The 15126-nt window shown below is 63.3% G+C and carries 14 protein-coding genes and 1 tRNA gene; 7 read left to right on the forward strand and 8 right to left on the reverse strand.

The window, feature by feature from the left end; genetic code table 11:
- Nucleotides 1-14: 14 nt before the first annotated feature.
- The 5 genes from OOJ09_RS25515 to OOJ09_RS25535 form a co-directional block, all read right to left on the reverse strand.
- Entirely contained in the window at nt 15-1568 is a 1554-nt protein-coding gene (locus tag OOJ09_RS25515) for an acetolactate synthase large subunit (RefSeq protein WP_269907843.1), read from the reverse strand.
- Nucleotides 1569-1731: 163 nt separating this feature from the next.
- A complete protein-coding gene (locus OOJ09_RS25520) occupies nt 1732-2538 on the reverse strand; it encodes an alpha/beta hydrolase (RefSeq protein ID WP_269907844.1) in 807 nt (268 codons plus the stop codon).
- 83 nt (nt 2539-2621) lie between these two features.
- Nucleotides 2622-3512, reverse strand: coding sequence for an HlyC/CorC family transporter (locus tag OOJ09_RS25525; RefSeq protein WP_269907845.1), 891 nt, complete (start codon nt 3510-3512; stop codon nt 2622-2624).
- Nucleotide 3513: 1 nt separating this feature from the next.
- Nucleotides 3514-4650 carry a 3-dehydroquinate synthase gene (aroB, locus tag OOJ09_RS25530; protein ID WP_269907846.1) on the reverse strand — a complete coding sequence of 379 codons (1137 nt, stop codon included), beginning with the start codon at nt 4648-4650 and terminating at the stop codon, nt 3514-3516.
- The gene (locus OOJ09_RS25535) at nt 4647-5258 is read right to left on the reverse strand and encodes a shikimate kinase (protein WP_269907847.1); all 612 of its coding nucleotides are present in this window, start codon (nt 5256-5258) and stop codon (nt 4647-4649) included. Before OOJ09_RS25535 ends, aroB begins: the two co-directional genes overlap by 4 nt.
- A gap of 207 nt (nt 5259-5465) precedes the next feature.
- On the opposite strand from OOJ09_RS25535, the gene OOJ09_RS25540 reads away from it, so the two are divergent.
- From OOJ09_RS25540 to OOJ09_RS25560, 5 genes are all read left to right on the forward strand, one after another.
- Nucleotides 5466-5618, forward strand: coding sequence for a histidine kinase (locus OOJ09_RS25540; protein ID WP_256751812.1), 153 nt, complete (start codon nt 5466-5468; stop codon nt 5616-5618).
- Nucleotides 5619-5635: 17 nt separating this feature from the next.
- The gene (locus OOJ09_RS25545; protein ID WP_269907848.1) at nt 5636-6553 is read left to right on the forward strand and encodes a site-specific tyrosine recombinase XerD; all 918 of its coding nucleotides are present in this window, start codon (nt 5636-5638) and stop codon (nt 6551-6553) included.
- A 99-nt stretch (nt 6554-6652) separates the two neighbouring features.
- On the forward strand, nt 6653-7603 hold the full coding sequence (locus OOJ09_RS25550) for an acetyl-CoA carboxylase carboxyltransferase subunit alpha (protein WP_256751814.1): 951 nt from the start codon (nt 6653-6655) through the stop codon (nt 7601-7603).
- A gap of 217 nt (nt 7604-7820) precedes the next feature.
- On the forward strand, nt 7821-9119 hold the full coding sequence (locus OOJ09_RS25555; RefSeq protein WP_269907849.1) for a L,D-transpeptidase family protein: 1299 nt from the start codon (nt 7821-7823) through the stop codon (nt 9117-9119).
- A 9-nt stretch (nt 9120-9128) separates the two neighbouring features.
- Nucleotides 9129-9371 carry a sulfurtransferase TusA family protein gene (locus OOJ09_RS25560; RefSeq protein WP_269907850.1) on the forward strand — a complete coding sequence of 81 codons (243 nt, stop codon included), beginning with the start codon at nt 9129-9131 and terminating at the stop codon, nt 9369-9371.
- 3 nt (nt 9372-9374) lie between these two features.
- On the opposite strand, the gene OOJ09_RS25565 is transcribed toward OOJ09_RS25560, so the two are convergent.
- Together OOJ09_RS25565 and OOJ09_RS25570 are read right to left on the reverse strand one after the other, a co-directional pair.
- Nucleotides 9375-10484, reverse strand: a complete 1110-nt coding sequence (locus OOJ09_RS25565) for a CobW family GTP-binding protein (protein ID WP_269907851.1) — start codon at nt 10482-10484, stop codon at nt 9375-9377.
- Between the two features lie 3 nt (nt 10485-10487).
- A complete protein-coding gene (locus OOJ09_RS25570; protein ID WP_269907852.1) occupies nt 10488-11651 on the reverse strand; it encodes a D-alanyl-D-alanine carboxypeptidase family protein in 1164 nt (387 codons plus the stop codon).
- 216 nt (nt 11652-11867) lie between these two features.
- Between OOJ09_RS25570 and OOJ09_RS25575 the strand changes: the two genes are divergently transcribed.
- Both OOJ09_RS25575 and OOJ09_RS25580 read left to right on the forward strand, forming a co-directional pair.
- Entirely contained in the window at nt 11868-13031 is a 1164-nt protein-coding gene (locus tag OOJ09_RS25575) for a M20 aminoacylase family protein (RefSeq protein WP_269907853.1), read from the forward strand.
- 85 nt (nt 13032-13116) lie between these two features.
- Nucleotides 13117-13193, forward strand: a tRNA-Arg gene (locus tag OOJ09_RS25580).
- A 238-nt stretch (nt 13194-13431) separates the two neighbouring features.
- Here OOJ09_RS25580 and OOJ09_RS25585 read toward each other — a convergent pair.
- Nucleotides 13432-15126 (reverse strand): recombinase family protein (locus OOJ09_RS25585; protein ID WP_269907854.1); only part of this gene is annotated, 1695 nt, incomplete at its 5' end.

A 15126-nucleotide genomic window follows, 5' to 3' on the forward strand; every position in this document is an offset into this window, starting at 1 on the left:
GCCTTCCGCGGCGCTCAGAGCACCGCTTCGATGAGAAACGGCCCGCGCCGCGACAAGGCACTGTCCAGCAGCACGTCGAACCGTTTGCACGTTTCGGCGCGGGCCGCCTCCACGCCCATGCCCTTGGCCAGCAACACCCAGTCCAGCGCGGGATGGTCGAGGTCGAGCATGCGCCTGGCGTTCTCGCCGATCGCGCTAACGCCGACATTACGCATTTCGCCATGCAGGATCGCATAGGTCCTGTTGGAAAAGACGATCGTCACCACGTCGAGGTTTTCCCTCGCCTGCGTCCACAGCCCCTGCACCGTGTACATGCCGCTTCCGTCGGCCTCCAGGTTGATCACCTTGCGACCGGGACAAGCGATCGCCGCCCCTGTTGCCATCGGAATGCCTCCGCCGATCGATCCGCCCGTGCCCATCATGTAGTCGTGCGGCGCGGCAAAGGCCGACAGCGCGAAGAAACGCCGCGCCGAAGTGATCGCCTCATCACAGATGATCGCATCCGCGGGAAGCTTTCGCGCCACCGACAACGCGATCGCATCTTCCGTCAGCTTGCCACTCGGCGTTGCCTCGTCTGGGAAAGCGGTGGCGACCACCGTTTGTTGCGACGGCTTTATGCCGAGCTCGTCGCGAAGGGCCTCCAGCGCCGCCTGCAGATCATCGCCATGGCCAGCCAGCGTCAGCACCTGGCAGCCCTCCCGAACGAGCCGCCCCGGTTTTCCCGGATAGGCAAAGAAGGCAACCGGCTCCCTAGCGCCGACCAGGACCAGGACGTCGATATCCCTGAGCAGCGCCGTCGCCGCATCGACCGGATAGGGAATGCGGGTCGGCGCGACGCGCCCGCGCCCGCGCTGCATGCGCGCGATCAGGACCTCACTGAACAGGCGGACGTCGCAGGCTGTCGAGAGCTGCCCGGCAATTTCAAGCGCATCGGCCCGCGCCGCTCGACCGCGAACGATCATGCCGGCCCGCCCCGGAGCGGCACGGATCGCAGCCGCTACCTTTCGCACGGCGTTCATGTCCACGGCGGGCGGCGGCGCAAGCTTGACCTTGCCTGGCGGAACCGCGCCGACTTCGCCCCAGGCCGCATCCGCCGGCAGGATCAGGGTCGCTATGCCTGGAGGCGTCATCGCAGCGCGAAAGGCCGCCTTGGCTGCCGGCCCGACATCGGCCGGACCGTCGACGCGGCCGACCCAGTTCGACATTGGCGCCGCCAGGCTCTCGATGTCGCTGGTCAGCGGAGCGTCGAGCGCCAGATGGTAGGAAGCGTGGTCGCCGACAATGTTGATCATCGGGCTCAAGGCGCGGCGGGCGTTGTGCATGTTGGCCAGGCCATTGGCCAAGCCCGGGCCGGTATGCAGCAGCGTCGCGGCGGGGCGTTCGGTCATGCGCGCATAGCCATCGGCGGCACCGGTCACGACACCTTCGAAGAGGCCAAGCACGCAACGCATCTCCGGCTTGCGGTCGAGCGCGGCAACGAAATGCATCTCGGAGGTGCCGGGATTGGCGAAGCAGACCGTCACATCATTGGCCAGAAGCACGTCGCACAGGACATCGGCGCCATTCATGAAATTCTCCCCCGTCTGACGATTAGGAGCAATCCAGGAAAAGCGTGAAGCGGTCTTCCGTCCGGAATTGCGATGAAACAAACAGATGGAGCAATTGCACCCGCGGACGCCTGGGCGGCAATATCCCGCCGCCACCTTTGATCTGATCCAGTTCTTGTCCAGCTCAGCCGACCGTCGATTTCAGAAACGCCAGCGCAGCAGTGGTCAGCGCGTCGCCGTCCTCCCCGAAATCGCGGTCGATCGACAGGTGCGTATAGGCGCTGCCGTCGAACAGCGTAACCTTTGTGCCGGTGGCGCGGAGGCGCTCGGCAAAGACCTTCGAGTCCTCGCCACGGCCAGGCGCCCGCGAATAGGCGATGAAGGTTGGCGGATGCTGGCGGCCGTCGACATAGCTGGCCGGAGACAGGGCAGCCCATTGCGCGGGATCGGAAAAGACCCGCGCATAGGCCCTGACCATGCCGCCATTCTTGGAGAGTGCCGCAAGATCATAGGCCCGGGTGTCGTCGAGAATGAGTGCGGCGACGCCAGGCAGCCCGCCGCGCATGCCGGTCAAGGCAATCAGATGGCAGCCGGCCGAATGGCCCATGCCGACAATGCGGTTGGGGTCGCCGCCATGCTTGGCGATGTTGGCGCGCAGATAGGCATAGGCCTTTTCGACATCGCCGGCCTGGGTCGCGACATCGGCCTCGGGCAGCATGCGATAGTCGATGGAGACGAAGCAGAAACCGTTGGCGAGCAGGAAAGCCGGCTTGGCGTTCACCTGGCTGCGTTTGCCGAACCGCCAGGCGCCGCCGTGGACGAAGAAGACCACAGGCAGGCCATCTGCGCCATCAGGCGCATAGATGTCGAGCTTGGCAGGGCCATAGTCGAAGGTTTTGGCAGGTGGTGCTGACTGGCGCCCAGCCGCGAAAGTCGTGGCCGGCAGAAAAGCCGCCATCGAAGCCAGGAGCAGGGTTCGCCGATCGATCATCATTCTCTCCTGGCCGCCCGGCGAAAAAATGCACCATGGCGCCGCGAAGGTCCAATGAAGGATTGGTAACCTGTACGGACACCCTAGGCGTCGCCGGCTGGCCTGATCCTCAGCTTGGCAATCCGGTTCTTGTCTCTCTTCATCACGATGAAGCGCTTGCCGTGGAACGTAAAAGCCTGCTTCTCCTCGGGGATCGACTGCGTCTCGTGGATGACGAGGCCGGCAATGGTGGTCGCCTCCTCGTCCGGCAGGTTCCAGTCGAGCGCCCGGTTCAGGTCGCGGATCGGAACATTGCCGTCGACGACGACGGAGCCGTCGGCCTCCTGCTTGACGCCCTGGATATCGACATCGTGCTCGTCGGCGATCTCGCCGACGATCTCCTCGATGATGTCTTCCAGCGTCACCAGCCCTTCGACCTCGCCATACTCGTCGACAACGACGGCAAAATGCGCCTTGCGGCGCAGGAAGGCGTTGAGCTGTTCCTGCAAGGTCGTGGTGTCGGGCACGAACCAGGGTTTCGAGGCGATCTTCATCACGTCGATCTTGGAAAAATCGTTGCCGACTTCATTGAGCGCGCGCAGCAGATCCTTGGCGTGCAGCACGCCGACGATGTTGTCGAGCGAGCCCTTCCACAGGGGCATGCGGGTGTGCGGGCTCTGCAGGATCTCGCGCACCACCGCTTCCGGCGGATTGTCGGCATTGACCGAACGCATATTGGTGCGGTGCACCATGATGTCGGAGACTTCGAGCTCTTCGAGGTCGAACAAGCCGCCGACACGGTCGCGATCCTCGCGCACCACCTGGCCATCGCGGCGAAAATCGTCGACCGCGCCGCGCAATTCGTCCTGACTCGACCGCTGCGGCTCGATGCGCAGCAGCTCATGGCCGAACGCGGCAAGCAGGCGCGTGCGCAAGGCAATGGCCAGCAGGATGAGGACGGCAAGGACAGCAACGACGATCCAGCCGTTGTCCATCTCAGCCGGCTTTCCTGCTGGCTGGGTGATTCTCTCTGAGGAACGATAGCACTTCCGACGCCGGCACGTCCTTGGCGATGAAGGCCTGGCCGATGCCGTGCGTCAGGATGAACGTCAGCGCGCCGCGTGACACTTTCTTGTCCTGCGTGATGAAGGCAAGCAACGCCTCGGCATCCGGCAGATCGCCCGGAATATCGGCCACCCGCCACGGCAGGCCGACAGCGCGCAGATGCGCCTCGACGCGCGCCGCGTCGTCGGGGCTGGCCAGATTGAGCCGCGACGAGAACCGGTGCGCCAACGCCATGCCGATGGCGACCCCCTCGCCATGGACGAGACGGGTTCCGTCATAGTGCGTGGCGGCTTCCAGCGCATGGCCGAACGTGTGGCCGAGATTGAGCAGCGCGCGGTCGCCGGTCTCGAACTCGTCGCGGGCGACAACGTCGGCCTTGGCGCGGCAGGCTTCGGCAATCGCCTGCGCCCTCTCCGGCCCGCCGGCGAACACCTTGCCCCAGTTCTGTTCCAGCCAGCCGAAGAACTCTGGCCGGTCGATGAGCCCGTATTTGGCAAGCTCGGCATAACCGGCGCGGAATTCGCGGATCGGCAGCGTGTCGAGCACCTCGGTATCGGCCAGGACCAGCTTCGGCTGATGGAAGACGCCGACCAGGTTCTTGCCGCGCGGACTGTTGATGCCGGTCTTGCCACCGACCGAGGAATCGACCTGCGCCAGCAGCGAGGTCGGGATCTGCACGAAATTCATGCCGCGGCGCACGATGCCGGCAGCAAAGCCGGCAAGGTCGCCGATAACGCCGCCGCCCAGGGCGATGACGATGTCGCCGCGCTCAAGCCTGGCGGCCAGCACGCCGTCCACCACCTCTTCGAGATGGGCAAAGCTCTTGGTTTTCTCACCGGGCGGCAGCGTGATGACGGCTGGCTGGATGCCGCTCGTTTCGAGACCTGCCTTCAGCGCGTCGAGATGCGCCGCCGCGACATTGGCGTCGGTAATGACGGCGGCGCGCGTGCCTGGCAGGCGGCGCGAAATCTCGGCGCCGGCGCGCGACAGCAGCCCCGAGCCGATCAGGATGTCGTAGGTCCGGTCGCCAAGCCCGACCTCGACAACAACGGGTGCATCGGCGCTCACGATCGTACCTCGCCTGTCGCGGCAATTTCATCAATGCCGAAATGGCGGCACAGCGCTTCGATCACCTCGGCCGCGATAACCTCCTTGCGGTCGTCGCGGGTCGGCACGGTCACATCCGATGTCGCATAGACCGGATAGCGCTCCCCCATCAGCCGTTCCAGCACGGCGCGGGGATCGGCGCTTTTCAACAGCGGCCGGTTCTGCTTCTTGGAAACGCGGTCCATCAAAAGGTCGAGCTCGGCCTTCAGCCATACCGACACGCCTTGGGCAGCGATGGCCTCGCGCGTCTGCGCGTTCATGAAGGCGCCGCCGCCCGTCGACAGCACCTGCGGGCCGTTTTCCAGCACGCGCAGGATGACGCGCTGCTCCAGGGCCCTGAACTCGGTTTCGCCATAGCGCTCGAACAGCTCCGGAACGGTCATCCGCGAGACACTTTCAATCTCCTGGTCACTGTCGATGAACGGCAGCGCCAGCATCGTCGCCACCTTGCGGCCGATAGCCGTCTTACCGGCGCCCATCAGCCCGACAAAGACGATGGAACGGCTGCCCAGCCGGCCAAGCAGCGCGGCGTGGTTCTCGCCCGGAGGATTTGCCGGTAGCGCGTTCATCAGATGTTTCCAGGCCCTCTTTGCCGGCGTATCGACATGAAAACCCCGTTTGCGTCAAGCTTGGCAAGCACCCGAGCCTGATATGGGCTGCAAGGCCTGCATCGGAAGTTGCTAACAGGCCTCAGCTTCTTCCTTGAATTGGCCGGAATGGCGTCCCATAAGGGGACAGGGTTTGGAAACGCAGAACAAGTAGACGGGCGAAAATTGATGCCGACACTGTTTCGCTTTGTCGTGACACTCGCGATTCTGGCTGGCATTGCCTATGGTACGATGTTCGCGCTGGTGATGTTCGTCGAGCCCAAGAAGGCGGAAATGAGCGTGCGCATCCCGCCGGAAAAGCTCAATCCCAAGAAAAGCTGAATGACAAGAAAAGCTGAATGAACAGCGCCGCCCGCATCGAAGCCTTCCTGGAAATGATGAGCGCCGAGCGGGGCGCTGCCGAAAACACGCTTTCCTCCTATCGCCGCGACCTCGAAGACGCTTCCAACGAGATCGCTGGCGGGCTCGCCGGCGCCGCCGTCGCCGATATCCGCGCCTATCTCGACGATATCGCCGCGCGCGGCTTTGCGCCAACCTCGCAGGCGCGCAAGCTGTCGGCGATCCGTCAGTTCTTCAAATTCCTCTATGCCGAGGGCCTGCGCGGCGATGACCCGACCGGCACGCTGGACAGTCCGAAAAAGGGCCGGCCGCTGCCGAAGACAATGAGCGAGGCCGACACCGGCCGGTTGATCGACCGCGCCGCGACCGAAGCCGGCGATGCCGGGCTCGACGAGGGTGACAGTCTGGCGGCGCTGCGCCTGCATGCGCTGGTCGAGGTGCTCTACGCCACCGGCCTGCGCGTTTCCGAACTGGTTGGCCTGCCGGTGACGGTGGCGCAGCGCGACGACCGTTTCTTCATGGTGCGCGGCAAGGGCGACAAGGAGCGGATGGTGCCGCTGTCGGCCAAGGCGCGCACGGCGATGAAGTCCTGGCTTGCCGCCCGCTCCAAGGTGCCTGCCTTCGCCGCCAGCCCGTTTCTGTTTCCGGCCGCCTCCGACAGCGGCTATCTCTCGCGCCAGGTCTTTGCCCGCGACCTGAAAGGGCTGGCCGCGAGGGCGGGTATCGCCTCGGCCAGGATATCGCCGCATGTGCTGCGCCATGCTTTTGCCAGCCACCTGTTGCAGAACGGCGCCGATCTCAGGGCCGTGCAGCAACTGCTCGGCCATGCCGACATATCGACGACACAGATTTATACCCATGTGCTGGAGGAGCGGCTGGTGCGGCTGGTCAACGATCATCATCCGCTTGCCGACTAGGCCTCATATCGCTATGTGAGGACGACGTTTCACCGCCCGGAGCCTCGCATTCCAGGGTTCCGTCAGTCATTGCCTTCCGACGTATCGGTCCGCTCAAGCATGTACAATTACCTCGATTTCGAAAAGCCGGTGCAGGATCTCGAGGGCAAGATCCTCGAGCTGAAGAAGCTTGCCGAGAACGGCGAGGCGGTCGATGTCGGCGACGAGATCAGCCGTCTCGAGAAGCGTTCCCGCGATGCGCTGCGCGACGCCTACAAGGCGCTGACGCCGTGGCAGAAGGTGCAGGTGGCGCGCCATCCCGACCGGCCGCATTGCGTTGACTACATCAAGGGCCTTTTCAACGATTTCACGCCGCTCGCCGGTGACCGCAATTTTGGCGAGGACCAGGCGATCGTCGGCGGTTTCGCCCGTTTTCGCGGCGAGCCGGTGGCGATCATCGGCCAGGAAAAGGGCTCCGACACGACCAGCCGGCTGAAGCACAATTTCGGCTCGGTGCGGCCGGAGGGCTACCGCAAGGCGGTGCGGCTTATGGAGCTTGCCGACCGGTTCAAGATTCCACTGCTGACGCTGGTCGACACCGCCGGCGCCTATCCCGGTGTCGGCGCCGAGGAGCGCGGCCAGGCGGAAGCCATTGCCCGTTCGACCTCGGCCTGCCTTGGCCTCAAGGTGCCGTCGATCTCGGTGGTCATCGGCGAAGGCGGCTCGGGTGGCGCCATCGCGATCGCCACCGCCAACCGCGTCTACATGCTCGAACACGCCATCTATTCGGTGATTTCGCCGGAGGGCGCGGCCTCGATCCTGTGGCGCGACACGACGCGATCGAAGGACGCGGCGACCAACATGAAGATCACCGCGCAGGATCTTCTGGAACTGAAGATCATCGATGCCATCATCCCCGAGCCCCTCGGCGGCGCGCATCGCGGCGCCGAAACCGTGATCGCCGCGACCGGCGACCTCATCGCCAGGACGATGAAGGAGTTTTCCGGCGCCAACACCGATTTCCGCGAGCAGCGCCGCGAGAAATACCTGGCAATGGGCCGCAGTCTCTGACCACAAGCACCCTTGCCCGCCGCAATGTGGCGGCGCAGAGCATTTTTGCCACAAAAATGCCGCTGCATTCGGCTCAATGAGACTGCCGCATGGGGACGCGTCGACACTTGCGGTAAGGAATTTTCAAGGTTAACGGGCTTAGGGTCCGTCCACGTTCAGTGCAGTAGCCGTGGCATGAATCGCCCTGGCGCCAGAGAAAAAGACGATATCCGCCGCCATGTTCGCAAAGCTTGCCCGCACCGGAATCCTGATCGCCGCCCTCGGCGTTGCCGGCTGCAACGATTCGTCGATGAAGGATTTCGCGCCCGAGGCCAACAAGCCGCTGCCTGACAAGATCCTCGCCGATATGAAGGCCAAGGGCATGGTCCGCACCTCGTCGGTGATGGCCCGCATCTTCAAGGAAGAGGGCAAGCTCGAAATCTGGAAGGCCAAGACCAACGGCCGCTACGACATGGTGGCCAGCTACGATATCTGCAAATGGTCGGGCAAGCTCGGGCCGAAATACACCGAAGGCGACCGTCAGGCGCCGGAAGGCTTCTACACGGTCCGCCCGTCGCAGATGAATCCGCGCTCGAACTACCATTTGTCTTTCAACATCGGCTTCCCCAACGCCTATGACCGGGCCAATGGCCGCACCGGCGCCAATCTGATGGTGCACGGCGCCTGTTCGTCGTCCGGCTGTTATTCGATGACCGACGCGCAGATCGAGCAGATTTATGCCTTCGGCCGCGACGCCTTCCAGGGTGGCCAGACCGAATTCCAGATCCAGGCCTTTCCGTTCCGCATGACCGCCGCCAACATGGCGCGCTATCGCAACGACCCGAATTACGACTTCTGGAAGATGCTCAAGGTCGGCTACGACAATTTCGAAATCACCAAGGTGCCGCCGAAGGTCGATGTCTGCGAGAAGCGCTATGTCTTCAACCAGGTAGCCGCCGACGGCCAGACGTTCGATCCGACGGGCCCCTGCCCGGCGACCACGCAGCCGGATTCACTGAAAAGCGCCTACAACTCCTACATGAGCACCTACGACGCGGCGTTCAACGGCGCGGTCAAGGCCAGCGTGCCTCCGCCCAAGCCGACCATCGCCGGCATCAAGGAAGCCAGCATCGTCTCCGACTGGTCGAAGCGCCGGGCGCGCGGCGAGCGCGTGCCGATCGATCCGCCGTCGCTCAATTCCGACGGTTCGGTGACCGAGACGGCGCGCATGGGCCGCATCGATTCGCCGGCCGGCCGCAAGATGGCGGCACTCGACGCCGAGAAGGCCGCCAAGCAGAAGGCAGAGGAGCAGAGGCTGGCTGCCATAGAGGCTGCCAAGGCCGCCAAGGAAGCTGCCAAGGCACAGGCCCTGGCCGAAAAGGAAGCGGCCAAGGCCGCCAAGGAAGCACCTGTCGCCACCGCCACCATCGCTGCTCCCACCGAGGCCGCGCCACCGGCCGAAACGCAGGCCGCGAGCGCCGATGAGAGCAGGGTAACAAGGCTGAAGAACAAGCTGCTCGGCATGTTCGGCGGCTGAGTCCCCGCCGTGACCAAGAGCGATGCTGTCTATGACCTCAAGGGGTTGAACTGCCCCCTGCCCGTACTGAAAGCGAAGAAGCGGCTGGCCGGGATGCACCCGGGCAGCAGGCTATGGATCGAAACCACCGATCCGCTGGCCGTCATTGATATTCCTGCCTTTTGCTCCGATGCGGGCCACCAACTGATTGAAACCGCGGCGGTTTCAGGCGGTCATCGCTTTCTGGTCGAGCGCGGCGAACCTCGATCGTAGAATTCAACGTCCGGCAATCGCCAGCGGATTGTTTTCCAGCGCCGCGCGGTCGGGAGTGTCGATCGATGGCCGGTTGGTGAAGGCGGCGAACAGCCGGCGCACATAGTCTTCCGGCATGTCGAGCGTGATCAGCACCAGCCGCGTGCCGCGCTGGCCATCCGGCCAGGACGGCAGTTGCACCGGCGGATGCAGGATCTTCTGCACGCCATGCACCACCAGCGGTCGCGATGGGTCTTCGCTGAGTTCGATGACGCCCTTCATGCGCAAGAGGCGTTCGCCATGCGCCGAGCGCAAAAGGTCGAGAAACATCTCGATCGCTGAAAACGGCACCGGCCCATCATGGACCAGCGAATAGGAGCGCACGCGCTGATCGTGGCGATGGCCATCATGGCCATGCGCGTGATCATGGCCGTCATGATGGTGATGGTCGTGATCATGCGCCGCTTCCTCGCCAAGCCAGCGCCGCACATCGGCGGATTTGGTCGCGGGATTGTAGAGGCCGCAGTCAAACAGCGCCGCCACGCCCGTCCCCGTGTCGGCGGCATCGAGCAACTCGGCACCCGGATTGATTTGCCGCAGGCGCGCCCGCAGCGTTTTCAGTTCACGCGGATCGGTGACCAGATCGGCCTTGCTCAGCACGATGCGGTCGGCCACGGCGACCTGCTTGACCGCCTCGACATGCGCATCGAGCGTGGCATTGCCATTGACCGTGTCGACCAGCGTGATGACGCCGTCGAGCCGGAAGGCCTGCACCAGCGCCGGATGCGCCATGATCGACTGCAGCACCGGCGCCGGGTCGGCAAGGCCGGTGGTCTCGACGATGACACGGGCGAGACGGGCAATGCGGCCGGTCTGCAGCCGGTCGACCAGGTCGGCCAGCGTGTCTACCAGTTCGCCGCGCACCGTGCAGCACAGACAGCCGTCCGAAAGCTGGATGATGCCATCGGAGGCCTGCTCGACCAGCAGATGGTCGATCGCCACCTCGCCATATTCGTTGATGATGACCGCCGTGTCGGCCAGCGCCGGGTCCTTCAAGAGGCGGTTGAGCAGCGTCGTCTTGCCGGCGCCGAGGAAACCGGTCAGCACGGAGACAGGGATCGGGAAGCCATTCATTGGCTAGTTCGCAACCTTGGCCGGCTGGTCGCCCTGCGCGGCGGAACCGGCTACGACCGGACCGCTGCCGGCCGGTGCCGGCCTGTCGGGCCGCCAGCTCGGGATCGGCACGTCGGCATAGTCCTGGCCAGCCTGGCCGAGCATGGCCTTCGGCGCCGGGCCGATGGCGCCGCCGAGACCGACGGCAACCAGCGTCGGCACATGGTCGAGCTTTTCCTGATAGGGCGATTTCGGCACGTCCTTGGCGGCGGCCGGCGGTGCCTCCGATTGCTCGGTCGGTGCCTTCTTCTTGCAGATCTCGTCATGCAAGTCGTTGGCCGAGACAGTGTCGCCATAGGGCGCCAGCGTGGCGACGGAGGCCGAGCCGGCGGCCGGAGTGTCAAAACCCTGGTCGAGCAGTTTCGCCGCTGTCTCGGCACGGGTGACCGCCGATTTCTCGCCAAGTACTACCGCGACCAGCGTGCGCCCGTTGCGCGTCGCCGAGCCGATCATGTTGAAGCCGGAGGAACAGACGAAGCCCGTCTTCATGCCGTCGGCGCCTGGATAGCGGCCGATCAGCAGATTGTAGTTCGGGATCGCCTTCTTGCCGACGGCCAGGCCCTCGATCGAGAACCATGGCGCATATTGCGGGAACTCCCGGCGGATCGCCATCACCAGCACGGCGAGGTCGCGCGCCGTCGTGTACTGGTCGGGCGAATAGAGCCCGTTCGGATTGACGAAATGCGTGCCGGTCATGCCGAGCCGGGCCGCTTCGGCATTCATGCGGTCGGCGAAGGCGGCCTGCGAGCCGCCGACATTCTCGCCGACTGCCATGGCGATGTCGTTGGCCGACTTGACCAGCATCATCTTCAGCGCGTTGTCGAGCCGCATCACCGAGCCTGGCTTGAAGCCCATCTTGCTTGGCGGCTCGGCGGCGGAGTGTTTCGTCACCTTGATCGGCGAATCAAGCTGGACCTCGCCGGCCGCGATCGCCCGGAAGGTCACATAGGCGGTCATCAGCTTGCTCAGCGAAGCCGGATACCAGCGCTTGAACGCATCCTGGTGTTGCAGGACCTGGCCGCTGTTCAGGTCGAACAGAACCAACGGATTGGCCAACGCCGGCCCGGCCACGGCTGAAAGCACGATTGCACCAGCCGAGAACAATTTGAGGAAATGTCTGTGCCGCATGATCAAATCCGAAATCGCCTCTTGCCGTAGTCGCCCCTGGCTCCGTAAGATTTCGTTACACGATCGCCAGCATAATGGGTCCGACCCTCAAAAACCGGACCACATCGTTGCGGTGCTATTTACCCTATGTGACACCAACATGGCAAAGTGCCTGACAATCACAATTGCAAGGTGGCGGGCAATACCCGCCTGCTCGAACAGCGAGATGAAACCATCATGCCAATCCTGAACCGTGCCGCCGAAATGCAGGACGAGGTCGCCGGCTGGCGCCAACATCTGCACCAGACGCCAGAACTGAACTTCGACGTCTTCAAGACCGCCGCCTTCGTCACGGAGAAGCTGAAGGCCTTCGGTTGCGACGACGTGGTGACCGGCCTCGGCAAGACCGGCGTCGTTGGCATCATCCGCGGCCGCCAGGGCGAAGGTCCCACCATCGGCCTGCGCGCCGACATGGACGCGCTGCCGCTCAACGAGATCACCGGCAAGCCTTACGCTTCGACCATTCCCGGCAAGATGCATGCCTGCGGCCATGACGGCCACACGGCGATGCTCTTGGGTGCCGCGAAATACCTCGCCGAGACACGCAACTTCACCGGCTCGGTGGCGGTCATCTTCCAGCCGGCCGAGGAAGGTGGCGGCGGCGGCAACGAGATGGTCAAGGACGGCATGATGGAACGCTTCGACATCTCCAAGGTGTTCGGCATGCACAACATGCCGGGCTTGCCTGTCGGGCAGTTCGCCATCCGCCCGGGCCCGATCATGGCGGCGACGGCCGAGTTCACCATCACCGTGAAAGGCAGAGGCGGCCACGCGGCGATGCCGCATGGCACGATCGACCCGATCGTCATCACCAGCCAGCTGGTCGGCGCCTTGCAGACGATCGCCTCGCGCAGCACCGATCCGGTCGAGGCCGTGGTGGTGTCGGTGACCAAGTTCCACGCCGGTGACGCCTACAACATCATCCCGGAATCGGCCGAGATCGCCGGTACGGTGCGCACCTTGAGGAAGGAAATCGCCAAGAAGGCGGAAGAACGCATCCGCGCCATCTGCGACGGGCTGGCGACCGCGTTTGGCGCCAGGATCGAGGTCGACTACCAGGCAAACTATCCCGTGACCTTCAACCATGCGGAAGAGACGGTCTTTGCCAGCGACGTCGCGGCAAACGTCGCTGGCGACGCCCATGTGCACCGCGGCATCCAGCCGGTGATGGGCGGCGAGGATTTCTCCTACATGCTGGAAGCCCGCCCCGGCGCCTTCATCTTCATCGGCAATGGCGACACCGCCGGTCTCCATCACCCTGCCTATGACTTCAACGACGAGGTCATACCGCACGGCATGAGCTATTGGGTGAAACTGGCGGAAACCGCACTCGCGGCCTGATGCCATCCGCGCAAAGGGCTGGCCGATTTGCGTTCGGCCGGCCTCTTGGCGAAACGATCCGAAGCGGTTATGTGTCTGGCCGCGTGGTCCCGTAGCTCAGTAGGATAGAGCGGCAGATTCCTAATCTGTAGGTCACAGGTTCGATTCCTGTCGGGATCACCACTTAGTCACTGCAGACATAGCCTATTTCGGCTGGCTCGAAATTCAATCGACTTATCCGAGGGTTAGACGGAGCCTTCTCCGAGCAGTCGGGCTGAGACGCCCCGTCAGTCTCTGTTCCGCCCCGTTCGTTAGGCCCGTCTCATTGACCGGCTTTCTGTGCCCTATTGTTTTTGAGACCGATGCATAAGCGATCGCCGGCGTGTCCCACTTCTGGAGAGCAAACATGGCCAGGCGGTAATCAAAAGCCCAGAAGGGACTGCTGCTCGTCCCAATCAACCGGGAGATCGGCGAGCCGAGCGAGCCGCCGGGCGGTTAGGCTGACAGGTTGATTGCCTGCCAGAATATCGTCCACGATCGCCGGAGAGAGGAAGGCCATGGGCAAAGCTTTACTAAGGTCGGCCCGATGGATGCCAGTCGCTTTGGAGAGTTCGGAGATGCTGCGAGCTGAGCCATTTGTCAGCGCCGACAACATCGAGTGTGACCTGACCAGCAGGCTAATCAGGCTTGGGTCAGGAGCCCTGCTGTGTTTCGGTTGGTCGCCAATGATCAGCCGTGCCTCATTTCCACGCCTCTGAATCTGGCATGCGACGGTGACTTTGTGAATCTCCGGCGGGATGACAGGTTGTTGGGAGTTTGTTCCACCAGATTGTCCGTCGCCTTGTGATTGTAGGATCACCCTCATCAAAGCAGCAGGCCTAATCTCGAACTCAATGGTCTCGGGCGAGAGCGTTATCCTCACAATCGCGCTTTTGACAATCGATCTACGCTTTGCATGACATGCTGGCGAGCCGTCCAAGAGCCCGTCCGCCTCGTTCAACCCGCTCGCGATCGCCTCCTTGGATGCGCATTGCTGGATCCATTCGGCCAGTCGTGATTTGTTGTTGAGCAAAGCGATCAACTGCTGATCGACGAACGCTTCCAGTTCGTCAGCCGGAACTCTCCAGCCGGTGTCGTCCTTGCGCCGAGCGACCTTCAGCCGATTGGAGATGTAGTACCGGTAGCGCTTGCCATGGTTGTTCGCATAGGCAGGGCTCAGGCGATCGCCAGTTTCGTCGAAGATGAGGCCAGTAAGCAGATGCAGATCCGCAGCATTCGATCGCGATCGGCGTTTTGGCCCTTGCTCCTTCAACAGTGCCTGAACCGATGCAAACAATTCAGCGTCGACGATCGGCTGGTGAGCGCCTTCGTAGCATGTATCCCTGTGACGAGCCTGGCCGATGTAAACGGGATTTGAAAGCAGGTGATAGAGTCGCCCACGACTGACAGGGGGTCGAAGAGTCGTGGACCTGTCCGCCGTTTGGCTTTGATTCAGCTCATCGGCCAAGGCCAGCACCGATTTCAATTCCAGATAGCGCCGGAATATCGATCGAACGATCGTCGCTGCTGCTTCATCAACCACCAGCTTCTTATCAACTGCACGATAGCCGAGCGGAATGGTGCCGCCCATCCATATGCCTTTCTTCCGGGACGCAGCGATCTTGTCGCGGATACGCTCGGCGGTGACTTCCCGCTCGAACTGAGCGAACGAGAGGAGCACGTTGAGCGTCAGCCTGCCCATCGAGGTCGTGGTGTTGAACTGCTGAGTGACAGACACAAACGACACGCCGTGAGCATCGAAGGTCTCGACGATCTTGGAAAAGTCCATCAGGGATCGCGTGAGCCTGTCGATCTTGTACACCACAACGACATCGATCCGGCCGTTGCGAATGTCTTGGAGTAGGCGTTTCAGGGCCGGCCTCTCCATCGTCCCGCCCGAGATGCCGCCATCGTCATAGAAGTCGGGAACGAGCTTCCAACCGAGCCCGATTTGCGAAGCGACGAAGGCGACGCAAGCCTCGCGCTGGGCGTCAAGTGAGTTAAATTCCTGCTCCAAGCCCTCCTCGGTGGATTTGCGGGTGTAGACTGCACAGCGCAGTTTTTGCTGGGTGCTCAT

This window comes from Mesorhizobium qingshengii, from assembly GCF_027563465.1.
GTDB classification, from domain to species: Bacteria; Pseudomonadota; Alphaproteobacteria; order Rhizobiales; family Rhizobiaceae; genus Mesorhizobium; species Mesorhizobium qingshengii_A.